Origin of the sequence: Pseudomonas sp. LH21, assembly GCF_036549575.1 — a bacterium.
Taxonomy (GTDB): domain Bacteria; phylum Pseudomonadota; class Gammaproteobacteria; order Pseudomonadales; family Pseudomonadaceae; genus Aquipseudomonas; species Aquipseudomonas peradeniyensis.
In genome coordinates, this window is record NZ_CP144367.1 from 1,446,326 (window position 1) to 1,469,637 (window position 23,312).

Genomic DNA, 23,312 nt, shown 5'->3' on the forward strand with positions numbered 1-23,312 from the left:
CTATCGATTGGACGCTGCCGGGGCTTGTCTCTAACGTGGCCGCGAAGCCAATCCTGGAGCAAAGGCCATGAGCGTGAAACCGGACGCGGTGTTCGTACCGCTGAACATTGCGGTGCTGACCGTCAGCGACACCCGCACCTACGACACCGACACCTCTGGCGAGCTGCTGGCCAGCCGCGCCGTCGGCGTGGGCCACCGCCTGGTGGCGCGGGAGCTGCTCAAGGACGACCTGTACAAGATCCGCGCCCAGGTCGCCACCTGGATCGCCGACGAGCAGGTGCAGGTGGTGCTGATCACCGGCGGCACCGGTTTCACCGGGCGCGACAGCACGCCGGAGGCGGTGGACTGCCTGCTGGACAAGCGCGTCGACGGGTTTGGCGAGCTGTTCCGCGCCCTGTCGATCCTCGATATTGGCACCTCGACCGTGCAGAGCCGGGCCCTGGCCGGCATGGCCAACGGCACCCTGGTGTGCTGCCTGCCGGGCTCGACCGGCGCCTGCCGCACGGCCTGGGAAGGCATCCTGGCCGAGCAGCTGGATGCGCGGCATCGGCCTTGCAACTTTGTCGCGCACCTCAAACCAATCGGGGTCTGCGAAAGCCGCGGTTGACCTCAAGGGGCCCATCGCGGGGCAAGCCCGCTCCCACGCCAAATGCGAGATCAGTGTCTTTTGGGCGTGGGAGCGGGCTTGCCCCGCGATGAGGCCATCAGCTCAATACATGATCCACCGGCACTAACGCCGGTGGCAGCGGCTCATGCCCCAACGCCGCCAGGACATCGCGCTCGACGGTGCGCACCAGCGCATCGGTCGGCAGATCGTTCTCGTCCCGGCCGAACGGATCCTCCAGCTCGTTGCCGATCGCATCCAGGCCAAAGAACGTGTAGCTGACGATGGTGGTGAACAACGGTGCCAGCCAGCCCAGCGGTTCTGCCAGGGCGAACGGCAGCAGCAGGCAGAAGATGTAGATGGTGCGGTGCAGCAGCAGGGTGTAGGGGAACGGCAGCGGCGTGCCCTTGATCCGCTCGCAGGTGGCTTGCACGTCCGACAGGCCGGCCAGGCGCTGCTCCAGGAGGGTGTAGCGGAATTCGCTGATCGCGCCGTCCTTCGCCAACCGTGAGCATTGGGCACCGATATCGCGCAGGATGCCATCGCAGACGTTGTGCGCGGTGATCGGCGCGCCCTCGGCCAGCCAGGTGCGTGCCAAGGGCAGTTCGTCTTCGTTGCGCAGCCGGGCATTGAGGGCATGGGCGAAGCCGCACAGGCCACGCAGCATCTGCGCGCGCAACTGCTGGTCCTCGATCGCCACGCTTTCGCGCACGAACGAGCGCACCTCGATGATCATCCGCCCCCAGGCCTTGCGCCCCTCCCACCAGCGGTCGTAGCAGGCGTTGTTGCGAAAGCTCATGAAGATCGACAGCGACAGCCCCAACAGGGTGAAGGGCGTGGCGCTGACCGGGTAGAACAGCGCCGGGTAGTGCCGCTCGATCAGCACGATCAGCGCCGCCAGCAAGGTCACCGCCAGGCAGCGCAAGGCGATGCGCTGGACGATCGAGCCCTTGAGGGTGAACAGCACGCGCAGCATGTCGGGGCGTGAGTGGACGATCAAGACGGTTCCAGAGGCGGCCGATCAGCCGCCGGTCATGTTCATGAAGCGCAGGATCTGCACCTCGCCGCCCACTTCGAAGTGGTGGCGGTAGGGCTTGAGCTGCATGGCGTCGCGCAGGGTCTTTTCCAGGCGGGCGCTGTCGCCGGGGTGCTGGCGCAGGACCTGCTTGAGGTCCACCGAGTGCTCGTTGCCCAGGCACAGCAGCAGGCGGCCTTCGACGGTCAGGCGCACGCGGTTGCAGGTGGCGCAGAAGTTGTGGCTGTGCGGCGAGATGAAGCCGACCCGGGTGTCGGGCGCTTCGGCCAGGCGCCAGTAGCGCGCCGGGCCCTGGGAGGATTCGGCCGACTCGACCAGGGTGAAGTGCTCGGCCAGGCGGGCGCGCACGTCATCGCTGGAGCAGAAGGACTCGCCGCGCTCGTGCTCGCTGATGACGCCCAGGGGCATTTCTTCGATGAAGGAGATGTCCAGCTCGCGGTCGATGGCGAAGCGCACCAGGTCGACGATTTCGTGGTCGTTGCGGCCCTTGAGCACCACCGCGTTGAGCTTGGTACGGCGAAAGCCTGCGGCGCGCGCGGCGTCGATGCCCGCGATCACCTGCTTGAGGTCGCCGGTACGGGTCAGGGCGCGAAAACGCTCGGGGTCGAGGCTGTCGAGGCTGATGTTCAGGCGCGAGACGCCGGCATCGAACAGCGGCTGGGCCAGGCGGCCGAGCTGCGAGCCATTGCTGGTCAGGCACAGTTCGCGCAGGCCGGGCAGGGCGGCGATACGCTCGCACAGCCCGACGATGCCCTGGCGCACCAGGGGCTCGCCACCGGTCAGGCGGATCTTGCGGGTGCCCAGGGCGACGAAGCGCTCGGCGACCAGGTACAGCTCCTCGAGGCTGAGAATCTGCTGGCGCGGCAGGAACTGCATGTCTTCGGCCATGCAATAGACGCAGCGAAAATCGCAGCGGTCGGTGACCGACATCCGCAGGTAATCGACTTTGCGGTTGAAACCGTCGATCAGGGCCTGGGGGTTCTTTTCCACGTTCGCGCTCGACCTGTGCAGTGGCTGGGGGCGGCGAAAGGCCGCAGACAAGGTTCAAGCTATAACCTGCGCCCAGTGACGTCAAATTGCTTTCCCCGACTGTTCGATCAGTCTCCTCTATCACGGCTGCAGGCCATGGATTACAAGGGCTATACCGGGTGATCGAGACGGTTTATCACGCTGTCATTTATTTCGATTGGACGCACTGGGAGCCGCTTCTTAGGCTGGAAAAAACACCGTGCGGAGAAGCGCAGCATGAGCCAGGACGAACACATCAGGGACTACAAGGGGCCGGCCGCCGGCTGGGGCGCGCTCAAGAGCGTGACCAAGAGCTGGCTGGGCAGCGAGAACGCCTTCAAGAACCTGCGGGCCATGCTCAAGACCAACCAGAACGGCGGTTTCGACTGCCCGGGCTGTGCCTGGGGCGAGTCGCCGGAAAGCGACATGGTCAAGTTCTGCGAGAACGGCGCCAAGGCGGTCAACTGGGAGGCCACCGGCCGCTCGGTGGATCCGGCGTTCTTCGCCCGCTACAGCGTCAGCGCCCTGCTCGAGCAGACCGACTACTGGCTCGAATACCAGGGCCGCATCACCCACCCGATGCGTTACGACGCGGCCACCGATCATTACGTCGAAACCAGCTGGGACGAGGCGTTCGCCCTGATCGCCCGGCACCTAAACGGCCTTGTGTCGCCGGACCAGGCCGAGTTCTACACCTCGGGCCGGGCCAGCAACGAGGCGGCGTTCCTCTACCAGTTGTTCGTGCGTGCCTATGGCACCAACAACTTCCCCGACTGCTCGAACATGTGCCACGAGGCCAGCGGCGTCGGCATGGCCGAAACCCTCGGCGTGGGCAAGGGCACCGTGGTGTTCCATGACCTGGAGCTGGCCGATGCGATCTTCGTCATCGGCCAGAACCCCGGCACTAACCACCCGCGCATGCTCGAACCGCTGCGCGAGGCGGTCAAGCGCGGCGCCCAGGTGGTCTGCTTCAACCCGCTCAAGGAGCGGGGCCTGGAGCGCTTCCAGCACCCGCAGCACCCGTTCGAGATGCTCAGCAACGGCTCCGAGCCGACCAACACCGCCTACTTCCGCCCGGCCCTGGGCGGCGACATGGCGGCCATGCGCGGGATCGCCAAGTTCCTCCTGCAGTGGGAGCGCGAGGCGCAGCTCAATGATGAGCCGCCGGTGTTCGACCATGCCTTCATCGCCGAGCACACCAGCGGCGTCGAAGCCTACCTGGCCGTGGTGGACGCCACGCCCTGGGAGCATATCGTCGAGCAGTCGGGCCTGAGCAAGGCCGAGATCGAGCTGGCAGCGCGCATGTACCGCAAGGCCGAGCGGGTGATCATGTGCTGGGCCATGGGCGTGACCCAGCACCGCCATTCGGTGCCGACCGTGCAGGAGATCGTCAACCTGCAGCTGCTGCGCGGCAACGTCGGCAAGCCCGGCGCCGGCCTGTCGCCGGTGCGCGGCCACAGCAACGTGCAGGGCGACCGCACCATGGGCATCGACGAGAAGCCCAAGGCCGCGCTGCTCGATGCCATCGAGAAACGCTTCCAGTTCACGGTGCCGCGCGAACATGGTCATAACGCCGTGCTGGCGATCCAGGCCATGGAAGAGGGGCGGGCCAAGGTGTTCGTCGCCCTGGGCGGCAACTTCGCCCAGGCGACGCCGGACACCCCGCGTACCCACGCGGCACTGCGCAACTGCGAACTGACCGTGCAGATTTCCACCAAGCTCAACCGCTCGCACTTGGTCACCGGGCGCGATGCGTTGATCCTGCCGTGCCTGGGCCGCACCGAGATCGACATCCAGGCCGAAGGGCCGCAGGGCGTCACCGTGGAAGACACCTTCAGCATGGTGCACATCTCCCATGGTCAGCTGAAGCCGCGCTCGCCGCTGCTGCGCTCGGAACCGGCCATCGTCGCCGGCATGGCCAAGGCCACCCTGGGCAACAAGCCGATCGACTGGGACTATGCGATTGCCGACTACGGCCGCATCCGCGGCATGATCGCCGACGTCATCCCGGGCTTCAGCGAGTTCAACGAGCGCTTGCAGCATCCCGGTGGCTTCCACCTGGGCAACAACGCCGCCGAGCGCAACTTCCGCACGGCCACCGGCAAGGCGCGTTTCACCCCCAGCCCGCTGCCGGAGCAACTGGTCAACGCCCAGGTGCTGGCCCGTGGCGACAAGCCCGACCTGATCCTGCAGACCCTGCGTTCCCACGACCAGTACAACACCACGCTGTACGGGCTGGATGACCGCTACCGTGGCGTGTTCGGCCTGCGCGAGGTGGTGTTCGTCAATGAGGCGGACATCCGCCGACTGGGCTTCGAGCCGGGCGAGCAGGTGGACCTGGTGTCGCTCTGGGAGGATGGCCGCGAGCGGCGGGTCTCGGGGTTCCGCCTGGTGGCCTATGACGTGCCGCAAGGGCAGGCGGCGGCCTACTATCCGGAGACCAACCCGCTGGTGCCGCTGGAGAGCTACGGCGAGGGGACCTACACGCCGACCTCGAAGTTCGTGGCGATCAAGCTGGAGAAGGCCAAACCTGGTAACCGGATCGAGGCGACAATCACAACCGACTGATGTTGGTGCCAGCGTGGGAGCGGGCTTGCCCCGCGATATCCCAGTCCATGCCTACTCAAGCGGACCTGCCGACGCCATCGCGGGGCAAGCCCGCTCCCACGCCATCGTCCACGCCCGTTCTTAGCGCCTCACCGGATACGCCGTGGTGTACTTCATCTGCTCCATCGCAAAGCTCGAGGTGATGTTCGACAGCCCGTCGGTGCTGGTAATCAGCTTCTTGTAGAAGCGGTCGTAGGCGGCGATGTCGCCCACCACCACCCGCAGCATGTAGTCCCAGTCGCCGGACATGCGGTAAACCTCCATCACCTCCTCGAATGCCGTCACCGTGGCGGCGAACTGCGCCAGCCAGGCGCTGTCGTGGCGCTGGGTCTTGAGCTGGACGAACACCGTCAGGCCCAGGCCCAGGCGCTCGGGGTCGAGCAGCGCCACGCGGCCGCGGATGTAGCCTTCCTCCTCCAGGCGCTTGACCCGCTTCCAGCACGGCGTGGTGGACAGGTTGACCGCCTCGGCCAGGTCCTTGAGGGATAGCGACGCGTCGCGCTGGAGCAGGGTGAGGATGTGCTGGTCGAAACTGTCCATGGTGTCGTCTGGCGGGGTGGAGGAAAGTTTTCCAAGATTAGCCGCATGCAGAGAACGTTGAAACCCTTTCAGGCGCGTCGTCGACAGCAACGTTCTGTTGGCGCCTGGGCCCGGCGGATATGAGATAGTGGCGGTTTTCCATCCTCAGTCAATGGACCCGACCATGTCCGACAAACCGCGCAATTTCGCCACCCGCACCATCCACGCCGGCGAGCAGTCCAGCGTCGCCGACAACGCCATCTTCCCGGCCATCGTCACTTCCAGTTCGTTCATCAAGCGCGGCCTGGACGACAACCCTGAGTACGCCTACAGCCGGGTCAGCAACCCGACCCGGCACGCCTATGAAACCTGCGTGGCCGCACTGGAGGAGGGCGTCGGCGCGGTCGCCTGCGCCTCGGGCGTCAGTGCCACCGCCACGGTGCTCGAGCTGCTGTCCAAGGATGCCCATGTGGTGGTGATGAACGGTGTCTACGGCGGCACCTTCCGCCTGCTGGAAGACTACCGTGGACGCACCTCGGGCCTGACCACCACCTATGTCGACCTCAACGACGTCGAGGCCGTGGCTGCGGCGATCCGCCCGGACACGCAACTGATCTGGATCGAGTCGCCGACCAACCCGCTGCTGCACCTGGTGGACATCAAGGCGGTCTGCGACCTGGCCCGCGCCCGTGGGGTGATGACCTGCATCGACAACACCTTCTGCTCGCCCTGGAACCAGCAGCCGATCACCCTCGGCGTGGACCTGGTGATGCATTCGGCGAGCAAGTACATCGGCGGCCACTCCGACCTGACCGGCGGCGTGGTGGTGGCGGCCAATCACGACCTGCTGGGGCGCTTGCGCAAGATCAGCATGGCGGTCGGCGCGATTCAGGGGCCGTTCGACTGCTACCTGGCGCTGCGCGGGCTGAAGACCCTCGACGTGCGCATGGAGCGCCAGAGCGCCAACGCCCTGCGCGTGGCGCAGTTCCTCGAACAGCATCCGCAGGTCGAGCAGGTCTACTACCCGGGGCTGGAAAGCCATCCGCAGCATGAACTGAGCAAGCGCCAGATGCGCACCGGCGGTGCGGTGGTGGCGTTGCGCATCAAGGGAGATCGGGCCGCGGTCAACCGCCTGGTCGAGGCGCTGTCGATCTTTGTCCTGGCCGATTCGCTGGGCGGGGTGGAGAGCATGATCAACCACTCCTGGAGCATGTCGCACAACTCCCTGAGCCCGGAGCAGAAGGGCGTGATGGGGATCAGCGAGAACCTGGTGCGGTTGTCGATCGGGATCGAGGACTACCGGGATCTGATCGAGGACCTGGATGCGGCGTTGAAGGCGTCCGCGTAACGGCCGCCGACGCTATCGCGGGCTTGCCCCGCGATGGCGTCAGTGAGGGGAATCAGGATTTGGGCGGATGGACGATCCGTTCGATCTTGTCCTTGAGCAGCAGGCGTTCCCTGCGCAGCAGGTTGACGGTGTCATCGTTGGTGGCGTTGCCCTCGGCGGTCACCACTTCCTTGTCCTTGGCGTTGTACTCCTTGTGCAACTTGTGCAGGTCCTGGTTCTTGTCGATGAGGGCCTGGAACTGGTCGGCGGTCACGTGCAGGTCTGCGAGCAAATCATGCGGAACTGGCATTTCTTCACCTCTCTCAGGGTTGGTAAGCGAGCCTGAACCAAGAGGATAGTCGCCTTTGCCGCATTGCGGGACTGGGTTAGGCTGTCGCCCATCCCTGCGTAACCGGAACCTGCGCCATGCCTCACCTGAACCTGGAATACAGCGACAACCTGCGCGAGCTCAACGTCGACGTGCTGCTGCTGCGCCTGAACCACGCCCTGGTCGGCAGCGGCCAGTTCGCCGAAGAGCTGGACATCAAGAGCCGTGCCCAGGCCTTCGCCCAGTACCGGGTCGGTACCGCGCCGGGTGAGCGAGCCTTCGCCCATGTGCGCCTGGCGATCCTCAGCGGGCGCACGCCGCAAGTGAAGCAGCAGCTGTCCAACAGCTTGCTCGAGGTGTTGCGCGAGGCGATCCCCGGCCAACCTGGCCTGGACATCCAGCTGTGCGTGGAGGTCCTGGACATCGATCGCGAGCCGTACGCCAAGCTTCGCCTGCCTGGCTGAATGGCAGCTGAATGAAAGTTGTTTAACCGATGAAAGACGTCGACAGACTAATTGTTGGCGTCTTTTTCACGAAAAATTGATGCTAGGCTTTCTAGAGTTCGGCCAACTTTCCAACCTGCCCGCCCGGGCGCGTTGGCCGCTGATGAACTCTTGTTGCGAACGCCATGCTGAAACTCAAATCCCTGCGGACCGAATGGGTCACGCTGCTGGCCAGCCTGTATTTGTTGATCGGCTTCAACACCCTGCTTTGGCAACACCTGGAGTCCATCGTGCCGCCGGGCATGGTGGGGCTGTGGCTGAGCCTGGCGTTCGCCGTGCTGATGCTGTTCGCCTTCAATCTCATACTTACCTTGCTAGCGTTTCGTTATGTACTGAAGCCGGTATTGATCGTGTTGTTCCTCAGTGGCGCAAGTGTCGCTTACTTCATGAATCAATATGGCGTGCTTATTGATGCCGGCATGTTCCGCAATGTCGCTGAAACCAATGTCGCGGAAGTGCGTGATCTGCTCTCGCTGAAGTTTGCCCTGTATATCCTGCTGCTCGGTGTGCTGCCGTCGCTGCTGGTGTGGAAGGCCAGGATCGCCTATCGCCCGTGGCACCGCGAACTGCTGGGCAAGCTGGTGGTGAGTGGGGCCTGCGTCGCGGCCCTGGGTTCGGTGGCGCTGGTCAACTACCAGGGGTTGGCGTCGCTGTTTCGCAATCACCATGAACTGCGCCTGATGCTCACGCCGAGCAATATCGTCGGGGCTTCCATCGGTTATGTCAGCGAGCAAGTGGGCAGCGCCACCCGGCCGTTCCAGCGCTATGGCGAAGATGCCCGTCGCGATGGCGCCTGGCAGCAGCATGCGCGCAAGTCGCTGACCGTGCTGGTGGTCGGCGAGAGTGCCCGGGCGGACAACTTCGGCCTGCTCGGCTATGCCCGCGACACCACGCCACGGCTGGCCAAGGAGCAGGGCCTGCTGAGTTTCACCGATGTCCACTCCTGCGGCACCGAGACCGCCGTGTCGGTGCCCTGCATGTTCTCCGGCATGCCGCGCAAGGACTACGACGCCCGCGTGGCCAAGAACCGCGAGGGCCTGCTCGACATCCTCCAGCGCGCGGGCCTGACGGTGCAGTGGCGTGACAACCAGTCCGGCTGCAAGGGTACCTGCGACCGGGTGCAGTTCATCGATGTGAGCAACCTCAAGGACCCGGCGCTGTGCGCCAGTGGCGAATGCCATGACGAGATCCTGCTGCAGGGCCTGGCCGAGTTGCTGGACAACCTCGACCAGGACACCGTGCTGGTGCTGCACCAGATGGGCAGCCATGGCCCCGAATACTTCAAGCGCTACCCTGCGGGCACCGAACCCTTCACCCCGGTGTGCCGCAGCAACGCCCTGAACCAGTGCAGCCAGCAGGAGATCGTCAACGGCTACGACAACACCCTGGCCTACACCGACAAGGTGCTGGCCACCCTGATCGATACCTTGCGCAGCCGGCAGGACAAGGTCGACACCGCGATGATCTATCTTTCAGACCACGGCGAGTCGCTGGGCGAGTACAACCTGTTCCTGCACGGCACGCCCTACATGATCGCGCCGGACCAGCAGAAGCATGTGCCGCTGCTGGCCTGGTTCTCTGACAGCTACCGCCAGGACTTCGGCCTGGACACCGATTGCCTGGGCAAGCTGCGTGATGCGCCGTTGTCCCAGGACAACCTGTTCCACTCGATGCTCGGCCTGCTGCAGGTACGCACCGAGGTCTACCAGCGATCGCTGGACATGTTCGCCAGCTGCCGGCCGTGGCTGGCGGCCAAACGCTGAGCGGTCGACCGCCCGGCACCATGGAAGGCGCGAGGTTTCACCCCCAGGGGCCGCGCCGTATATACTGCGCGCCAATGTTAGTGGGAGAGCCTCGTGGCCATCGAAATACACTGGATCCGTGACGACCAGACCCTGGCCGAACACTGCCGAAGCTGGCGCGAACAGCCCTTCGTGGCCCTCGACACCGAATTCATGCGGGTCGATACCTTCTACCCCAAGGCCGGCCTGATCCAGATCGGCGTCGGCCAGTGCGCCTACCTCATCGACCCCCTGCTGATCCGCGACTGGCAGCCGCTGGCCGGACTGCTCGAGGACAGCGGCGTGGTCAAGGTGCTGCATGCCTGCAGCGAAGACCTGGAAGTGCTGCTGCGCCTGACCGGCAAGCTGCCCCAGCCGCTGTTCGACACCCAGTTGGCCGCCGGCTACCTGAACATCGGTTTCTCCATGGGCTATTCGCGCCTGGTGCAAGAGGTGCTGGGGCTCGAGCTGCCCAAGGGCGAGACCCGCTCCGACTGGCTGCAGCGCCCGCTGTCCGACACGCAGGTGAGCTACGCCGCCGAGGATGCCGTGCACCTGGCCGAGCTGTTCGACGCCCTGCGCCCGCGCCTGTCGGATGACAAGTACGCCTGGGTGCTGGAAGACGGCGCCGAGCTGGTCGCCGCGCTGCGCCGCGAAGTCGAGCCCGAAACCCTGTACCGCGACGTCAAGCTGGCCTGGAAACTCGGTCGCCAGCAACTGGCCGTGCTGCGCGAACTGTGCGCCTGGCGCGAGCGCGAGGCCCGCAGCCGTGACGTGCCGCGCAACCGCATCCTCAAGGAACACTCGCTGTGGCCCATGGCCAGGAGCCAACCCGACAGCCCGTCGGCACTTGCGAAAATCGACGAGATGCACCCGCGCACCATCCGCCAGGACGGTGAGCAGCTGATCCAGCTGATCAAGCGTGCCGCCAGCCAGCCCCAGGAGCAATGGCCCGAGCCGCTGCCCGAGCCGCTGCCGATCGAAGCCGCCGGCATCCTCAAGCGCCTGCGCGCCATCGGCCAGGCCGAGGGTGAGCGGCTGGGCATCGCCCCGGAACTGATGCTGCGCAAGAAAGCCCTCGAAGCCCTGCTCAAGAGCGGCTACCCCGACGGTCCCTATCAACTGCCCGATTCGCTGCGCGGCTGGCGTCGCGAACGCATGGGCCAGGCCCTGCTGGACGACCTGGCGGGCGCCGGAGATTCCCGATGAAACGTATCTGCTCGATCTACAAGAGCCCACGCAAGAACGAAATGTACCTCTACGTGCTCAAGGCCGAGGGCCTGGAGCGTGTGCCGGAGGCGCTGCTGCCATTCTTCGGCAAGCCGGTGCATGCTTTCGACCTGGTGCTTACGCCTGAGCGCACACTGGCCCGCGAGGACATCGCCAAGGTGCTGGAGAACCTCGACAAGCAGGGCTACCACCTGCAGATGCCACCGCCGGAAGACGACTACATCGAGCACCTGCCCGAAGAGCTGCTGCGTCGCAACGACCCGGCCTGACCCAGGCGCGGTTCCCTTTCTACCTGCGGCCCGCCTGGCGGGCCGCTTCCGTTGTTTGCCAAGGTTGTGTGTCACATGCGCGTTCTGATCGCTGAACAGGATCATGCCAACTATGCTCGCCTGCTGGGCGAAGCGGCACCGGACCTGGAAGTCCTGACCAGCGGCGACTCCGCCGAACTGGCACGCCTGGCCCCCGACTGCCCGGTGTGGCTGGGCCAGCCGGACCTGCTGGCCAGCCTGCTGCGCCAGGGCCACAAGCCTCACTGGATGCAGTCGACCTGGGCCGGTATCACCCCGTTGCTGGCCGACGGCCTGCCACGCGACTACCGCCTGACCCGGGCGGTGGGCATCTTCGGCCAGGTGATGGCCGAGTACATGCTGACCTACATGCTCGGTCATGAGCGCGATGTGCTGTCGCGTCTGGTCAGCCAGGTCGAGCGGCGCTGGGATGACCGCCCGGGGCGGACCCTGGAAGGACGGCGGGTGTTGATCGTCGGTACCGGCGACATCGGCCAGCGGGTGGCCGAGTTCCTCGCGCCGTTCGGCGTCGTCCTGCTAGGCGTGGCCAGCAGCGCCCGCGAGCAGGTGCCCTTTGTCGAAGTGGCGGGTCTCGATCAGCTGCCGCGCCTGGTCGGCGAGGCCGACTACGTACTCAACCTGCTGCCCGATACCCCGGCCACCCACGACCTGTACGATGCGGCGCTGTTCAAGTGCTTCCGGCCCAGCGCCTTGTTCATCAATGCCGGACGTGGCGTGGCGGTGGTCGATGCCGATCTGGTCGAGGCGCTCAAGCAGGGCCATCTGGCTGGCGCGGTGATCGATGTCTGCCGCCAGGAACCGTTGCCCCAGCGCCATCCGTTCTGGACCGCCTGGGGGCTGCTGCTGACCGGGCACAGCTCGGCGCCGACCTCGCCGGCGGCGATGGTGCGGTTGTTCGTCGAGAATGCGCGGGCGTATGCGGCGGAGCAGGAGCTGCGGGGCGAGGTGGATTTCACTCGCGGCTATTGAGTCGGCCTGTACCGGCCTCTTCGCGGGTAAACCCGCTCCCACAGGGATGTCACCGTTCTCAAGATCAGTGGCACACCTGTGGGAGCGGGTTTACCCGCGAAGAGGCCGGCCCAGGCGACAGAGAATTACAGGCTGAACTCACCCTCGGCCGCCAGCTCGCTCAGCGGTCGGCGCGGGCTCGGCACTTCGCGGGCCTGCAGGCCTTCGGCCAGGGTCGCCTTGTCGCCCAGCTTGCCGATCGCCACCATTGCATGCAGCGCGTAACCCTCGGGGATCTTCAGCTCGCTGCGCGCCAGGTCCTGGTCGAAACCGGCCATGCCGTGGCTGTGCCAGCCGCTGATGCTCGCCTGCAGCGCCAGGTGGCCCCAGGCTGAACCGGTATCGAAGGTGTGCCACAGTGCCGGTTTCTCCTCATCGGAGCCAGGCGCTGCGAAGGTGGTCTTGGAGATGACCAGCACCAGCGCCGAAGCGTGCTGCGCCCAGCTGCGGTTGAACTCGTTGAGGATGCCCAGGTAGCGCTCCCAGCTCGGCGTGTCGCGACGGGCGTAGAGGAAGCGCCACGGCTGCGAGTTGTAGGCCGACGGCGCCCAGCGCGCGGCCTCGAGGAAGCTCAGCAGGGTTTCCTGGCTGATCGGCTCGGCGGTGAAGGCGCGGGGCGACCAGCGATTGATGAACTGCTCGTTGATGGCATAGTCGGCGATACGTGGGGTGGCGCTCATGGGTGCTCCTGCAAGGGCGGGGGAAAATACCGCACGCTACTGCGTCCGGTGAGCACTGACAAGCGGTCTGGCGTTGCCGCCGGACTGCCTCTAGACTGGCGCCGCCGCGCGCCGCGGCTTGACGTTGACTGCAGGAAACCGTGTGATGATCGCCGATACCGCGCCCTTCTGGCGGCGCAAGACCCTCGACCAGCTCGATGACAAGGAGTGGGAGTCGCTCTGCGACGGTTGCGGCCTTTGTTGCCTGCAGAAACTCGAGGACGAGGAAGACAACAGCGTCTATTACACGAGCATCGCCTGCAAGCTGCTGGACCTGCAGACCTGCCAGTGCAGCGACTACCCCAATCGCTTCGAGCACGTCCCTGACTGCATCCAGCTCACCCCCGGCAAGGCCGACCAGTTCAAGTGGCTGCCGCCCACCTGCGGCTATCGCCTGGTCAGCGAAGGGCAGGACCTGCCGGCCTGGCACCACCTGGTCAGCGGTGATCGCCAGCAGGTGCACGAGCAGCGCATTTCCCGGTCGGGGCGCATGCTCAGCGAAAACGACGTGGATGAAGACGACTGGGAAGACCATCTGATCTTCCGCGCAGGTTGAGTATCCGGGGAACAAGGAGCTTTTTATGCGTCGCCCGTTGTTGTTGGTTGTCGGCCTGCTGGCCAGTTCGCAGGTCCTGGCGAAGAAAGTCGACCTCGATTACCAGGTGCGCCTGCTGCCGCAGAGCGGCCAGGCCGAGGTGCGCCTGACCCTGGCCGACGGCAGCGCGGTGCGCAGCCTGGACTTCGACCTGGGCAAGTCTGGTGCCTACAGCGACTTTCTCGCCGATGGCCAGTGGCAGGTGCTGAACGGGCGTGGCGTCTGGCACCCGGCGGCGGGCAAGACCAGCCTCAGCTACCGCGTGTTGCTCGACCAGCAACCCCGCGGCGGCGCCCATGAGGCGCGTATCACACCGCACTGGGCGCTGTTTCGTGGCGACCAGCTGGTGCCGCCGGCGCGCCTCGACCAGCAGGATGGCACCGAACTGGTCTCGCGGCTGACCTTCGACCTGCCGACGGGCTGGAAAAGTGTCGAAACCGCCTGGCCACGTATCGGCCGGCAGAAATTTCGCATCGACGATGTATCGCGGCTGTTCGATCGGCCTACCGGCTGGATGCTCGCCGGCAACCTGGGTAGCCGTCGGGCGCGCCTGGGCGACACCGAGGTGACCGTGGCCGCACCGCAAGGCCAGGGCATGCGGCGCATGGACACGTTGACCCTGTTGACCTTCGTCTGGCCGCAGTTGCAGGCGGTGTTCCCGCGCAACCCACCGAAGCTGTTGCTGGTCGGTGCCCGTGACGAGATGTGGCGGGGCGTGCTGGCTGGCAACAACTCGCTGTACCTGCACAGCACGCGCCCGTTGGTCAGTGAGAACGGTGCCAGCCCGGTGCTGCGCGAGCTGGTGCAGCTGTTCGCCCAGATCAATGATCGCGACGGCAGCGATTGGCTGGGCGAGAGCCTGGCCGACTATTACGCCACCGAGCTGCTGCGCCGCGCCGGCGGCATGAGTGATGATCGCTACGAGGCGCTGCAGGCCCGTCAGCACAAGCTGGCGGCCAAGGTGACCCACCTCAAGGGCGCCAAGGCCGATGCCGCGCAGGTGGCCCGTGGCGTGCTGCTGCTCCAGGCGCTGGATCGCGAGATCCGCCTGCACCACCACGACAAGCGCTCGCTGGACGACGTCGCCCGTGCGCTGATGCGCCTGTCGAGCGTAAGCACCGAGGAGTTCGTGCAGATCAGCGAGAACGTGCTCGGGCGCCAGTCCGAGGTGCTGCAGAGCAAGGTATTGCGCTAGGCGCAGGATCTATCGCGGGGCAAGCCCGTTCCCACGACCCCGGACATCATTTTGAACGTGGGCTCGTGGGAGCGGGCTTGCCCCGCGATGCTTTTCAACCGCCGGTCACCGTCGCGGTACGGGTCGCCGCCTCGGCGCTGGCCTTCAGCGCCTTGAGCTCGGCAGCGCCTCGTTCTATGTCGCGATGCAGGCGCAGGTATTCGGCGCGATGGCGCAACCACCACGCCTTGGTCGAGCAATGCCCGCTCACGCCACGGGCCAGCGCCAAGCCGCCGACGGCAACCTGCAACATCCCCAGCAGGCCACCGTGGCGCAGTCCCTTGCTGATCATCAACGCGCCCCCAGCCAGGGAGCTGACGCGCTCCAGGCCGTGGACATTGTGTTTCGGTGCGTCCGTTGTCCAATGGGTATCGTGCATTGCCAGATCTCCTCAGGTTGGTGATATCCAGCAGACTTTGACCAGCGTGCAAGCGTTCAGTGTAATTTGCCGCGTGGTTGTCCCGGTCAACTTCGAGGCTATCCTGAGCAAGGTTGGTTTATAACACTTGGCTGTGGGTGCCGTTGGCGAGCATGTTGGTTGTAATGAAAATTTTGATCAGCGTATTTAATCAGTCGTGACATGGTTTGGCTGCCGTGGCTGAACGACTGTGGAGAATTTCTAAGTCTCGATGTTGCTGTTGCTGTTGCTGTTGCTGTTGCTGTTGCTGTTGCTGTTGCTGTTGCTGTTGCTGTTGTTCTTTTGCTTTTGCTTTTGCTTTTAAGCGCGCGATATTCCAGGCGACACAAATTGCGACTTCAGGAGGCCGAACGCAGGGCTTGCGGAGGGAGGTGACGGGCATGGATGCCCGTCAAGCGCTGCGCCCCAGGATGGGGCGTTCAGCGCGGTCCTCCCGGGAGCAAGCCCGGAGTGAGGGGACCCCGGAGCGAAGCGTAGGGGCCGGATGAATGGAGCGAGGATTTTTTGGTTCCTTTTTGATCCTTCAAAAAGGGACCCGCCGGAAGGGCGGAAAGGTGACTATGCGTCACCATCGCAAATGAATGCGCATATAACTTTCAAAACACATGCTCTAAAAGTCAAAGTCAAAGTCAAAGCTAAATGCAGTCGGCGTCGGTTTTAATAGTTGTAAGTGCATTCATTTGCGATGTCGACACATAGTCACCTTTTCGCCCTTACGGCGAGTTCCTTTTTGAAGGATCAAAAAGGAACCAAAAAATCCTCGCTCCATTCATCCGGCCCTGCGCTTCGCTCCGGGTCCCCTCACTCCGGCCTTGCTCCCGGGAGGACCGCGCTGCAGGGCCCATCCTGGGCCCCAGCGCTTGACGGGCATCCATGCCCGTCACCTCCCTCCGCAAGGCCTGCGTTCGGCCTCCTGAAGTCGCAATTTGTGTCGCCTGGCATATCGCGCGCTTAGAAGCAAAAGCACAACGGCAACGGCAACGGCAACGGCAACGGCCTACGGTAGCGTTTATATCGCCGCGTAGACGCCAGGCTTGCACGTGGAAGGCGCAAAGCGTGAGGGCTACTTGAACTTCGGCCCCGAGCGGGTGTTCAAGCCTTTGGCCATGCGGTCGTACAGCACCACATTCACCGTCGCCGCCAGGTTCATGCAGCCCTCTGTCGGGATGTAGATCGTCTCTTCGCACCAGCCCCGCACGTCTTCGCTCAACGAGCCATCCTCAGGTCCGAAGATGTAGATCGCCCGGTCCGGGTGGGTGTACTCAGGCAATGGCCGTGCGCCTTCCACCAGCTCCACGGCCACCGGGGTGCAGCCCAGCGGAATGATGCGCTGCAGGTCGTCGATGCCGATCAGCGGGATGTCGTAGTGCACGCGCTTGGTGTCGGTGACGAAGTCGCGGGCGCGCTCATAGCGCTTGCCGGTGTAGAACACCGAGTTGACGCCATAGCAGCCTGCGGCACGCATCACCGAGCCTACGTTTTCCGGGGATTTGGGGTTGAACAGGCCGATGCAGCTGTACCGTTTGTTCGCCACGTGTCGGGGCCCTTCGCAAAAAAAGAGCGCGATTATACGGGCTTGCCGGCACGCCGGGGGCGCGAATCGACGTTCAGTCCTTCTTCATCAGCGCGGCCAGGTTGGCGAACGGGTTGTGGGTGGCCACGGCGACTTTCGGCGTGCTCAGCGAACCTTCGCTGAAATACTGCTGGTCGGTGTAGCGGGCGTGCTCGTTGTCGTGGCAGTACAGGCACAGCAGCTCCCAGTTGGAGCCGTCCTGGGGGTTGTTGTCGTGGTTGTGGTCGCGGTGGTGCACGGTCAGTTCCGACAGGCGCTTGCCGGAGAACTCGCGGGTGCAACGGCCACAGACGTGGGGGTACATCTTCAGCGCCTTGTCGCGGTAGCCCATTTCCTTGTCGCGCTTGGCGTCGGCGAGGATGCGGTCGAGACGGGCGGTGGCGTCGGAGGTGGAGCTCATGGTGTTACCTTTTTTCTGATCAGGGCAATGACGGTTATGCCTTTGAGTCTAGCGCGCCTGTGGGGCGGGCGGACAGGCAAAATCGCGCCATTGGGCGTAGCCTGTAGGGAGGTTTCTGACAGGAGGCTGCCGATGTTGCATGCGATCCTCGCCGCGCTGTTGCTTGGCGCTGTATCCACGGCCGACGCCGCGGGCCAGCAGCGGCCGCTCACGACGGTCCCCGGTGCGCCCGGCACCGCGACGCCGACACCTTACCCGCAGATCACCCCGAGCACGCCGCCCAAGGCCGGCGCCAACCGGCCGGGCGCGCCGCTGTTGCCGCCGATGCCGCTGCCGGGGCCGCCCAAGGACCAGCCGTTGCCCGGGCTGACTCAGGATCCACCAAAACCGCCTGACAAGGGTCGCTAGACCTGCTGCGCCAGGCGCTGGCCATCCTGCATGCGCAAGCGTTTTGACAAGGCCACGGCGAGGGCGCGGATGATCCGTGCGGCGATGCGCGGCGCTTCGTTGAGCATCTTTTCCAGCGCGTCCTTGCCCAGGGTCAGCAGCTGGCAGTCGCTGGCGGCCACGCAGGTGGCCGAGCGGCGTTCGCCGTCGAGCACGGCCATCTCGCCGAAGGCCCGGCCCTTGCGCAGGGTGGCGATCTCCACTTGGGCGCCGTTGCCGTCGGTCTTGCGCACCGAGACCACGCCACGATGGAGGATGCACATGAAGGTGCCGGCGTCGCCTTCGCTGAACAGGGTCTGGCCCTGGGCGACGGCGGTGAGGCTGAAGTAGCCAGCGGCGGCGAGGAAGTCCCCGGGCTGCAGGGTGTCGAACAGGCCGCAGTCCATGAGCATGTCGCGGATCTCGGCGTTCAGGTGCTGGGTGTCGGGCATGTGTTGTTCTTCTTCGAATGTCTGGAAAGCGCCACAAACTGCTGGGTAAGTAGTGAGGCATCGTGGGAGCGGGCTTGCCCCGCGATCAGGTTCGACCAGGCGATGGCGCTGCCTGGCCTGTCCGCATCGCGGGGCTAGCCCGCTCCCACGTCAGCTTGACGCTATGACAACGAAAATCGCGTTTTACGCCACGCCCAGCTCATTGAAGACGAACGCATACTCCAGCGCCACGTCGCGCAGCCCCTGGTAGCGCCCGCTCATGCCGCCGTGGCCCGCGCCCATCTCGGTCTTGAGCAGCAGCAGGTTGTCGTCGGTCTTGCGCGTGCGCAGGCGCGCCACCCACTTGGCCGCCTCCCAGTACTGCACGCGGCTGTCGTTGTAGCCGGCGACCACCAGCAGCGCCGGGTAGGCCTGCGCCTTGACGTTCTCGTAGGGGGCGTAGGCCTTGATCCGTTCGTACACCTCGGGCTCCTCGGGGTTGCCCCATTCGTCGTACTCGGTGACGGTCAGCGGCAGCTCGGGGTCGAGCATGGTGTTGAGCACATCGACGAACGGCACTTCGGCGATGGCGCAGCGGAACAGCTCGGGGCGCAGGTTGAGCACCGCGCCCATCAGCAGGCCACCGGCGCTGCCGCCGCTGATGGCCAGGCGTTCGCGGGTGGTCACGCCTTCGGTGATCAGGTGTTCGGCGCAAGCGATGAAGTCGTCGAAGCTGTTGTGCTTGTGCTCCTGCTTGCCGGCCCGGTACCAGGCCTCGCCCAGCTCGCCGCCGCCGCGCACATGGGCGATGGCGAAGGCCACGCCGCGCTCCAGCAGGCTCAGGCGGGCGTGGGAGAACCACGGGTCTAGGCTCTCGCCGTAGGCGCCATAGCCGTAGAGGTAGAGCGGCACGCACTTGCCCTCGTCGACGCGGCGGCGCACCAGGCTGATAGGCACCCGCGTGCCATCCTTGGCCACCGCCCACAGGCGCTGGCTGACGTAGTCGTCGGCGTCGAACACGCCGAGCACCGGGGTCTGCTTGAGCACCTGCTGGTCACCCGTGGCCAGCTCCAGCTGGCGCACCTGGGCCGGGCGGTTGAGGGCTTCGTAGCGCAGGCGAATGCGCGTGCTGGCGAATTCCAGGCTGTCCTGCACGTAGAGGCTGTAGGCGGCGTCCGGCAGCTCGACGCGGTAGGCCGGCAGGCCTTGCGGGTGTACTTCGATGATCGGCAGGCCGCCTTCGCGCAGGCTCAGGGACAGCGCCGTGGCATTGAGGCTGAGCCCTTCGAGCATGACGTCGTCGCGGTGCGCTACCAGCACCTGCCACTGATCGCGGGTCGGCACGCTGTCGGCCGGCGCGTGATACAGGGCGAAGTTGATACCGTCCTGGTTGCTGCGCACGAACCAGCGCCACTGACCGTCGAGCTGGCCGTGGTCGGGGAAGTATTCATGGCCTTCGACCCGCGGCGCCAGGCAGGTGAAATCAGCCTGTGGCGTGGCGGCATCGAGCACCCAGGCCTCGCTGGTGGTCTTGCTGTTGAGCAGCAGCACCAGCTGGCGCTCGGAGCTGGCGCGGTAGCAGTGCAGGAAGAAGCGCCCGTCGGGCTCCTCGAACACCGTGGCGGCATCGGTCTCACCCAAGGTGTGGCGGCGCAGGCGCCAGGGGCGGTGGGTGTCGTCCAGTTCGGCGAAGAACAGTGTCTGGCTGTCGTTGGCCCAGGTCATGCTGCCGTCGCAGTCGTCGAAGGGCAGGGCGCTCAGCGCGCCGCTGGCCAGGTCCTTGACGTACAGGGTGTAGATCTCGTCGCCGCTGGTGTCCAGGCTGTAGGCCAGCAGGCCGTGGTCGGGGCTGACGCTGAAGGCGCCGAGGGAAAGAAAGCCGCCATTGGCCAGGGCGTTGGGATCGAGCAGCAGCTCCTCGCGGCTTTCATCGACGGTGTTGCTGTCGTCGGCCGGGCGCGGGCAGCGGTAATGGCGCGGGTATTCGTCGCCCGCGGTGGTGCGGGTGTAGTACAGGTACGGGCCCCAGGGCGAGGGGAGCGACAGGTCGGTCTCGAGGATGCGGCCCTTGATCTCTTCGAACAGCTGTTCACGCAGCGGCGCCTGGTCGGCGAGGACGGCTTGCTGGTAGGCGTTTTCCGCTTCCAGGTAGGCCAGGACCTCGGGGGTGTCGCGCTGCTGCAGCCAGGCGTAGGGGTCTTGGCCTTCGGCTTGATGGGCGATCGGGGCGGGAAGGGGTAGGGGCATGGGTGATCTCATCGATTGTGGACCCCATCGCGGGCAAGCCCGCTCCCACGCCTGATCGAGGTCTGGAGGTGGGGGTGGGCTTGCCCCGCGAAGGGCCGCTGCAGGTCCCTTGCGGGGCGGGGGGCAGCCTGCGCCGGGAAAAGTGTTTATCATAGGCATCTCTTTGCCTGGCTTGCACCCACACCATGACCGAACACGACTATACCCTCGCCTGGGGCCTCTACGCCGTTGCCGCCCTGGGCTGCCTGCTGGTGGGCTTCAAGCTGACCGGCTGGATGTGGCGCTGGTTGCGCGAGCCGCTGCGGGTGATCATCGCCGTATTGCTGTTCTCGCCGACCATCGTCGACCCGGTCAAGGAAAGCTTCGCCCCGGCCATCGCCATCACCGCGCTGGACGTCGCCTTCAAGGTCGGCAACAACGCCTGGCGCGCCGCTTCCGACCTGGCCATGTACGGCATGCTCGCCTTTGCCCTGTACATCGTCTTCGTGCTGATCCGTTGGCCGCTGGAAAAGCGTGCCCGCGAGCGCCGCGCCCAGCGTGAGGCCGCCGCCCAGCGTGAGGCCAAGGAAGAGCAGGAGGTCGTGGCCGAAGCGTCCCTGGCCGCCAATCGTCAAGACCGCTACCGTGACGATCCTCCGCCTGCCCCTGTACGCCGCTCCGGCCCCGGGCAGGGCCGCGTCGAACCCCGTCTTTAAGCCAGGAGCCGCAACATGTGCGAACTGCTGGGCATGAGCGCCAACGTCCCCACCGACATCGTCTTCAGCTTCACTGGCCTGATGCAACGCGGCGGGCGCACCGGCCCGCACCGCGATGGCTGGGGCATCGGTTTCTACGAAGGGCGCGGCCTGCGCCTGTTCCAGGACCCGGCGGCGAGCAGCGAGTCGGAAGTGGCCAACCTGGTGCAGCGTTACCCGATCAAGAGCGAAGTGGTCATCGGCCATATCCGCCAGGCCAACGTCGGCAAGGTCTGCCTGTCCAACACCCACCCGTTCGTGCGTGAGCTGTGGGGCCGCAACTGGTGCTTCGCGCACAACGGCCAGCTGGGCGATTTCACCGGCCAGTGCACGTTCTACCGGCCGATCGGCGATACCGACAGCGAAGCGGCCTTCTGCGACCTGCTCAACCGCGTGCGCGAAGCCTTCCCCGAGCCGGTCGAGGTCGAGCAACTGCTGCCGGTGCTGGTCGAAGCCTGCGCCGGGTACCGTAGCCAGGGCGTGTTCAACTGCCTGCTCAGCGACGGCGACTGGCTGTTCTGCTTCTGCTCGACCAAACTGGTGCACATCACCCGCCGCGCACCCTTCGGCGCGGCGCGGCTGAAGGATGTCGACCTGATCGTCGACTTCCACACGCAAACCACCCCCAACGACGTGGTCACGGTGATCGCCACCGAGCCTCTGACCGAGAATGAGACCTGGAACCGCTACGAGCCGGGTCAGTGGGGCTTGTGGCGGCATGGCGAGTGCATTGCCCACGGCCAGAGTTAAGGACACTGCATGTTCAGAAGTTACCTGCGTTTGCTGTTGTTCACCTTCGGCCTGTTGGCCGGTCTCCAGGTGCCGGGGCTGGTGAAGGACTACAGCCAGCGCGTCGAGGCGCACCTGCTCGAATCGCGCCAGGCGCTCGACGGCTTCCGCCAGACCGCGCAGCGCTTCTTCAACGGTGACCTGCAGGCGCTGGTGCGACATTACCGGGGCAGCGACGATCCGGTGTTCACCAGCGATGCCAACAGCATCGAGAGCCTGCTGATCCGCAACCAGTTGCTCGAGCATGAATGGCAGGCCCTGCAAGGCTCGTGGGTGAGCCGCACCTGGCATGTGCTGGTGCAGCCGGAGCCGGCGCTGCGTGAGGAGACGCTCAAGGGCTACAGCTATCAGATCCTGCTGGTGCCCGAGGCGATCGGCTGGGGGATCGGCAGCGGGTTCGTGCTGGCGTTTGTGGTCGAGAGCCTGTTGCTGGTGATGGGTTGGGTGATTCTTGGCGGGCGGCGCAAGGTGGTGAAGGAAAGCTGGCGCTAGTTTTTCCGGCCCTGCGGCAGCGTTGCTCAGACCAGCACGATCCGCTGTCCGCCCACATCCCGCGCATAGCGCTCCAGCACCTGCCGGCACACGCCCACCACCTCGTCCACCAGCGCCACGCCGGTCTGCCAGGCCACCACCAGCTCCAGGCTCGGCGGTGGCTGCAAGCCTTCCAGCAACACCAGCTCGCCGCGGCTCAGTTCGCCATCCACCAATGCCGGCGGCAGTGCGCCAATGCCGAAGCCGTCGCGCAGCAGGCGGGTGATGGCCGCCACCGAGTTCACGCAGTTCAGGCGCGGCGCCTCGGCCCCGGCGGCCTGCAGCAGGCCGAGCACCTCCTGGTGCGGGCGCGAGTTCTTCGAGAAGGTGACGATGCGCTCGCGGGCCAGCTCCGCCAGCGAGGCGTAGGTGCGGTGGTGCGGGGAGCCGGCGGCGACGATCCAGCCCATCGGGTAGCGCGCCAGGTCATGGCTGCGGATCGACTGCTCGCGCAGCAGGTCGGTCTGCAGGATCACGTCGAGAAAGCCCTTCTGCAACTGCTCGCGCAGGTTCAGCGCGGTATCGGCCACCAGCTCGATCTCCACCTGCGGGTAGCGCTCGCCCAGCTCCGCCACCAGCGCGCTCATCCAGGTGTGGATGACCGTGTCCATCACCCCCAGGCGGATGCGTCCGGTCTTGGCCCGGTCGCTGTCCAGCGACTGCTTCATGGCCTTGGCGGTGTCGAGCATGCGCTCGGCGTATTCCAGCACCTTGGCGCCCTCGGGCGTCAGGCTGACCCCGCGGGAGTCGCGCAGCAGCAGTTTCACGCCCAGGTCGGCTTCCAGCGCGGCGATGCGGCTGGACACCGAGGCCTGGGTGGTGAACAGCTTCTCGGCGGTGAGGCGGAAGCTCCTGAGCCGGGCGACCCAGACGAAGGTTTCGAGGAAACGAAGGTTCATGATCAGTTTTTCTTGTTCCAGACCGGCGGTTTTTCTCGTTGGACGCAGGCGGCGCGG

26 protein-coding genes are annotated in these 23,312 nt (G+C 65.6%); 14 read left to right on the forward strand and 12 right to left on the reverse strand.

The genetic code is table 11. From position 1 onward, the window contains the following. Nucleotides 1-67: 67 nt before the first annotated feature. Complete coding sequence (gene moaB, locus VUG52_RS06830) at nucleotides 68-607, forward strand: molybdenum cofactor biosynthesis protein B (RefSeq protein ID WP_050704305.1); 540 nt, start codon at nucleotides 68-70, stop codon at nucleotides 605-607. Nucleotides 608-704: 97 nt separating this feature from the next. On the opposite strand, the gene VUG52_RS06835 is transcribed toward moaB, so the two are convergent. Both VUG52_RS06835 and moaA read right to left on the reverse strand, forming a co-directional pair. Continuing rightward, nucleotides 705-1,604, reverse strand: coding sequence for a bestrophin family protein (locus tag VUG52_RS06835; protein ID WP_050704306.1), 900 nt, complete (start codon nucleotides 1,602-1,604; stop codon nucleotides 705-707). Between the two features lie 21 nt (nucleotides 1,605-1,625). Beyond that, entirely contained in the window at nucleotides 1,626-2,630 is a 1,005-nt protein-coding gene (gene moaA, locus VUG52_RS06840; protein WP_050704307.1) for a GTP 3',8-cyclase MoaA, read from the reverse strand. 255 nt (nucleotides 2,631-2,885) lie between these two features. On the opposite strand from moaA, the gene VUG52_RS06845 reads away from it, so the two are divergent. Continuing rightward, nucleotides 2,886-5,216 carry an FdhF/YdeP family oxidoreductase gene (locus VUG52_RS06845; protein WP_050704308.1) on the forward strand — a complete coding sequence of 777 codons (2,331 nt, stop codon included), beginning with the start codon at nucleotides 2,886-2,888 and terminating at the stop codon, nucleotides 5,214-5,216. Nucleotides 5,217-5,336: 120 nt separating this feature from the next. On the opposite strand, the gene VUG52_RS06850 is transcribed toward VUG52_RS06845, so the two are convergent. After that, complete coding sequence (locus tag VUG52_RS06850; RefSeq protein WP_050704309.1) at nucleotides 5,337-5,795, reverse strand: Lrp/AsnC family transcriptional regulator; 459 nt, start codon at nucleotides 5,793-5,795, stop codon at nucleotides 5,337-5,339. A gap of 151 nt (nucleotides 5,796-5,946) precedes the next feature. On the opposite strand from VUG52_RS06850, the gene VUG52_RS06855 reads away from it, so the two are divergent. Continuing rightward, nucleotides 5,947-7,122, forward strand: a complete 1,176-nt coding sequence (locus tag VUG52_RS06855) for a trans-sulfuration enzyme family protein (protein WP_050704310.1) — start codon at nucleotides 5,947-5,949, stop codon at nucleotides 7,120-7,122. Between the two features lie 52 nt (nucleotides 7,123-7,174). On the opposite strand, the gene VUG52_RS06860 is transcribed toward VUG52_RS06855, so the two are convergent. After that, nucleotides 7,175-7,411, reverse strand: coding sequence for a DUF465 domain-containing protein (locus tag VUG52_RS06860; protein ID WP_050704311.1), 237 nt, complete (start codon nucleotides 7,409-7,411; stop codon nucleotides 7,175-7,177). 116 nt (nucleotides 7,412-7,527) lie between these two features. Between VUG52_RS06860 and VUG52_RS06865 the strand changes: the two genes are divergently transcribed. The 5 genes from VUG52_RS06865 (at nucleotide 7,528) to VUG52_RS06885 (ending at nucleotide 12,220) form a co-directional block, all read left to right on the forward strand. Beyond that, nucleotides 7,528-7,893, forward strand: a complete 366-nt coding sequence (locus tag VUG52_RS06865) for a 5-carboxymethyl-2-hydroxymuconate Delta-isomerase (RefSeq protein ID WP_050704312.1) — start codon at nucleotides 7,528-7,530, stop codon at nucleotides 7,891-7,893. A gap of 164 nt (nucleotides 7,894-8,057) precedes the next feature. Then, nucleotides 8,058-9,695, forward strand: coding sequence for a phosphoethanolamine transferase (locus VUG52_RS06870; RefSeq protein ID WP_050704313.1), 1,638 nt, complete (start codon nucleotides 8,058-8,060; stop codon nucleotides 9,693-9,695). Nucleotides 9,696-9,788: 93 nt separating this feature from the next. Next, nucleotides 9,789-10,922 (forward strand): ribonuclease D, encoded by a 1,134-nt coding sequence (gene rnd, locus VUG52_RS06875; protein ID WP_050704314.1) that lies wholly within the window; start codon nucleotides 9,789-9,791, stop codon nucleotides 10,920-10,922. After that, nucleotides 10,919-11,212, forward strand: coding sequence for a YcgL domain-containing protein (locus tag VUG52_RS06880; protein WP_028693022.1), 294 nt, complete (start codon nucleotides 10,919-10,921; stop codon nucleotides 11,210-11,212). The genes rnd and VUG52_RS06880 overlap by 4 nt, the downstream gene beginning before the upstream one ends. A 75-nt stretch (nucleotides 11,213-11,287) precedes the next feature. Continuing rightward, nucleotides 11,288-12,220 (forward strand): D-2-hydroxyacid dehydrogenase, encoded by a 933-nt coding sequence (locus tag VUG52_RS06885; protein WP_050704315.1) that lies wholly within the window; start codon nucleotides 11,288-11,290, stop codon nucleotides 12,218-12,220. A gap of 125 nt (nucleotides 12,221-12,345) precedes the next feature. Here VUG52_RS06885 and VUG52_RS06890 read toward each other — a convergent pair whose 3' ends face one another. Further along, nucleotides 12,346-12,939 carry a nitroreductase family protein gene (locus VUG52_RS06890; protein ID WP_050704316.1) on the reverse strand — a complete coding sequence of 198 codons (594 nt, stop codon included), beginning with the start codon at nucleotides 12,937-12,939 and terminating at the stop codon, nucleotides 12,346-12,348. A gap of 145 nt (nucleotides 12,940-13,084) precedes the next feature. Between VUG52_RS06890 and VUG52_RS06895 the strand changes: the two genes are divergently transcribed. Both VUG52_RS06895 and VUG52_RS06900 read left to right on the forward strand, forming a co-directional pair. Further along, a complete protein-coding gene (locus tag VUG52_RS06895; RefSeq protein ID WP_050704317.1) occupies nucleotides 13,085-13,534 on the forward strand; it encodes a YcgN family cysteine cluster protein in 450 nt (149 codons plus the stop codon). A gap of 25 nt (nucleotides 13,535-13,559) precedes the next feature. Beyond that, nucleotides 13,560-14,768 (forward strand): hypothetical protein, encoded by a 1,209-nt coding sequence (locus tag VUG52_RS06900; protein ID WP_050704318.1) that lies wholly within the window; start codon nucleotides 13,560-13,562, stop codon nucleotides 14,766-14,768. Between the two features lie 94 nt (nucleotides 14,769-14,862). Here VUG52_RS06900 and VUG52_RS06905 read toward each other — a convergent pair whose 3' ends face one another. The 4 genes from VUG52_RS06905 to VUG52_RS06920 form a co-directional block, all read right to left on the reverse strand. Beyond that, complete coding sequence (locus VUG52_RS06905; protein ID WP_050704319.1) at nucleotides 14,863-15,186, reverse strand: YgaP-like transmembrane domain; 324 nt, start codon at nucleotides 15,184-15,186, stop codon at nucleotides 14,863-14,865. A gap of 190 nt (nucleotides 15,187-15,376) precedes the next feature. Beyond that, entirely contained in the window at nucleotides 15,377-15,607 is a 231-nt protein-coding gene (locus VUG52_RS06910) for a hypothetical protein (protein WP_331832610.1), read from the reverse strand. A 681-nt stretch (nucleotides 15,608-16,288) separates the two neighbouring features. Further along, on the reverse strand, nucleotides 16,289-16,759 hold the full coding sequence (locus VUG52_RS06915) for an RNA methyltransferase (RefSeq protein ID WP_016711941.1): 471 nt from the start codon (nucleotides 16,757-16,759) through the stop codon (nucleotides 16,289-16,291). Nucleotides 16,760-16,832: 73 nt separating this feature from the next. Next, nucleotides 16,833-17,198, reverse strand: coding sequence for a YajD family HNH nuclease (locus VUG52_RS06920; RefSeq protein ID WP_050704320.1), 366 nt, complete (start codon nucleotides 17,196-17,198; stop codon nucleotides 16,833-16,835). Nucleotides 17,199-17,330: 132 nt separating this feature from the next. Here VUG52_RS06920 and VUG52_RS06925 point away from each other — a divergent pair, with 132 nt between their 5' ends. Then, nucleotides 17,331-17,606, forward strand: a complete 276-nt coding sequence (locus VUG52_RS06925) for a hypothetical protein (RefSeq protein ID WP_050704321.1) — start codon at nucleotides 17,331-17,333, stop codon at nucleotides 17,604-17,606. Here the strand turns inward: VUG52_RS06925 and VUG52_RS06930 are convergent. Both VUG52_RS06930 and VUG52_RS06935 read right to left on the reverse strand, forming a co-directional pair. Then, nucleotides 17,603-18,076, reverse strand: a complete 474-nt coding sequence (locus tag VUG52_RS06930; RefSeq protein WP_050704322.1) for a cyclic nucleotide-binding domain-containing protein — start codon at nucleotides 18,074-18,076, stop codon at nucleotides 17,603-17,605. The genes VUG52_RS06925 and VUG52_RS06930 overlap by 4 nt on opposite strands. Before the next feature lie 183 nt (nucleotides 18,077-18,259). Then, entirely contained in the window at nucleotides 18,260-20,302 is a 2,043-nt protein-coding gene (locus VUG52_RS06935) for a S9 family peptidase (protein WP_331832614.1), read from the reverse strand. Nucleotides 20,303-20,487: 185 nt separating this feature from the next. Here VUG52_RS06935 and VUG52_RS06940 point away from each other — a divergent pair, with 185 nt between their 5' ends. The 3 genes from VUG52_RS06940 to VUG52_RS06950 are packed head-to-tail and all read left to right on the forward strand — an operon-like array spanning nucleotide 20,488 to nucleotide 22,317. Continuing rightward, a complete protein-coding gene (locus VUG52_RS06940) occupies nucleotides 20,488-20,997 on the forward strand; it encodes a hypothetical protein (RefSeq protein ID WP_050706839.1) in 510 nt (169 codons plus the stop codon). Nucleotides 20,998-21,012: 15 nt separating this feature from the next. Then, complete coding sequence (locus tag VUG52_RS06945) at nucleotides 21,013-21,786, forward strand: class II glutamine amidotransferase (protein WP_262953013.1); 774 nt, start codon at nucleotides 21,013-21,015, stop codon at nucleotides 21,784-21,786. Nucleotides 21,787-21,795: 9 nt separating this feature from the next. Further along, nucleotides 21,796-22,317 carry a DUF2937 family protein gene (locus VUG52_RS06950; protein WP_050706837.1) on the forward strand — a complete coding sequence of 174 codons (522 nt, stop codon included), beginning with the start codon at nucleotides 21,796-21,798 and terminating at the stop codon, nucleotides 22,315-22,317. A 26-nt stretch (nucleotides 22,318-22,343) separates the two neighbouring features. Here the strand turns inward: VUG52_RS06950 and VUG52_RS06955 are convergent, their stop codons facing one another. Continuing rightward, nucleotides 22,344-23,255, reverse strand: coding sequence for a LysR family transcriptional regulator (locus VUG52_RS06955; protein ID WP_050706836.1), 912 nt, complete (start codon nucleotides 23,253-23,255; stop codon nucleotides 22,344-22,346). Nucleotides 23,256-23,312: the final 57 nt, after the last annotated feature.

What these genes read in the sequence shown, in the direction of transcription:
- moaB (WP_050704305.1), top strand. Translation starts at nt 68, where the DNA reads ATGAGCGTGAAACCGGACGCGGTGTTCGTACCGCTGAACATTGCGGTG.
- VUG52_RS06845 (WP_050704308.1), top strand. Translation starts at nt 2,886, where the DNA reads ATGAGCCAGGACGAACACATCAGGGACTACAAGGGGCCGGCCGCCGGC.
- VUG52_RS06850 (WP_050704309.1), bottom strand. Translation starts at nt 5,795, where the DNA reads ATGGACAGTTTCGACCAGCACATCCTCACCCTGCTCCAGCGCGACGCG.
- VUG52_RS06855 (WP_050704310.1), top strand. Translation starts at nt 5,947, where the DNA reads ATGGACCCGACCATGTCCGACAAACCGCGCAATTTCGCCACCCGCACC.
- VUG52_RS06860 (WP_050704311.1), bottom strand. Translation starts at nt 7,411, where the DNA reads ATGCCAGTTCCGCATGATTTGCTCGCAGACCTGCACGTGACCGCCGAC.
- VUG52_RS06865 (WP_050704312.1), top strand. Translation starts at nt 7,528, where the DNA reads ATGCCTCACCTGAACCTGGAATACAGCGACAACCTGCGCGAGCTCAAC.
- VUG52_RS06870 (WP_050704313.1), top strand. Translation starts at nt 8,058, where the DNA reads ATGCTGAAACTCAAATCCCTGCGGACCGAATGGGTCACGCTGCTGGCC.
- VUG52_RS06880 (WP_028693022.1), top strand. Translation starts at nt 10,919, where the DNA reads ATGAAACGTATCTGCTCGATCTACAAGAGCCCACGCAAGAACGAAATG.
- VUG52_RS06885 (WP_050704315.1), top strand. Translation starts at nt 11,288, where the DNA reads ATGCGCGTTCTGATCGCTGAACAGGATCATGCCAACTATGCTCGCCTG.
- VUG52_RS06890 (WP_050704316.1), bottom strand. Translation starts at nt 12,939, where the DNA reads ATGAGCGCCACCCCACGTATCGCCGACTATGCCATCAACGAGCAGTTC.
- VUG52_RS06895 (WP_050704317.1), top strand. Translation starts at nt 13,085, where the DNA reads ATGATCGCCGATACCGCGCCCTTCTGGCGGCGCAAGACCCTCGACCAG.
- VUG52_RS06900 (WP_050704318.1), top strand. Translation starts at nt 13,560, where the DNA reads ATGCGTCGCCCGTTGTTGTTGGTTGTCGGCCTGCTGGCCAGTTCGCAG.
- VUG52_RS06905 (WP_050704319.1), bottom strand. Translation starts at nt 15,186, where the DNA reads ATGCACGATACCCATTGGACAACGGACGCACCGAAACACAATGTCCAC.
- VUG52_RS06910 (WP_331832610.1), bottom strand. Translation starts at nt 15,607, where the DNA reads ATGCCCGTCACCTCCCTCCGCAAGCCCTGCGTTCGGCCTCCTGAAGTC.
- VUG52_RS06920 (WP_050704320.1), bottom strand. Translation starts at nt 17,198, where the DNA reads ATGAGCTCCACCTCCGACGCCACCGCCCGTCTCGACCGCATCCTCGCC.
- VUG52_RS06925 (WP_050704321.1), top strand. Translation starts at nt 17,331, where the DNA reads ATGTTGCATGCGATCCTCGCCGCGCTGTTGCTTGGCGCTGTATCCACG.
- VUG52_RS06930 (WP_050704322.1), bottom strand. Translation starts at nt 18,076, where the DNA reads ATGCCCGACACCCAGCACCTGAACGCCGAGATCCGCGACATGCTCATG.
- VUG52_RS06935 (WP_331832614.1), bottom strand. Translation starts at nt 20,302, where the DNA reads ATGCCCCTACCCCTTCCCGCCCCGATCGCCCATCAAGCCGAAGGCCAA.
- VUG52_RS06940 (WP_050706839.1), top strand. Translation starts at nt 20,488, where the DNA reads ATGACCGAACACGACTATACCCTCGCCTGGGGCCTCTACGCCGTTGCC.
- VUG52_RS06945 (WP_262953013.1), top strand. Translation starts at nt 21,013, where the DNA reads ATGTGCGAACTGCTGGGCATGAGCGCCAACGTCCCCACCGACATCGTC.
- VUG52_RS06950 (WP_050706837.1), top strand. Translation starts at nt 21,796, where the DNA reads ATGTTCAGAAGTTACCTGCGTTTGCTGTTGTTCACCTTCGGCCTGTTG.
- VUG52_RS06955 (WP_050706836.1), bottom strand. Translation starts at nt 23,255, where the DNA reads ATGAACCTTCGTTTCCTCGAAACCTTCGTCTGGGTCGCCCGGCTCAGG.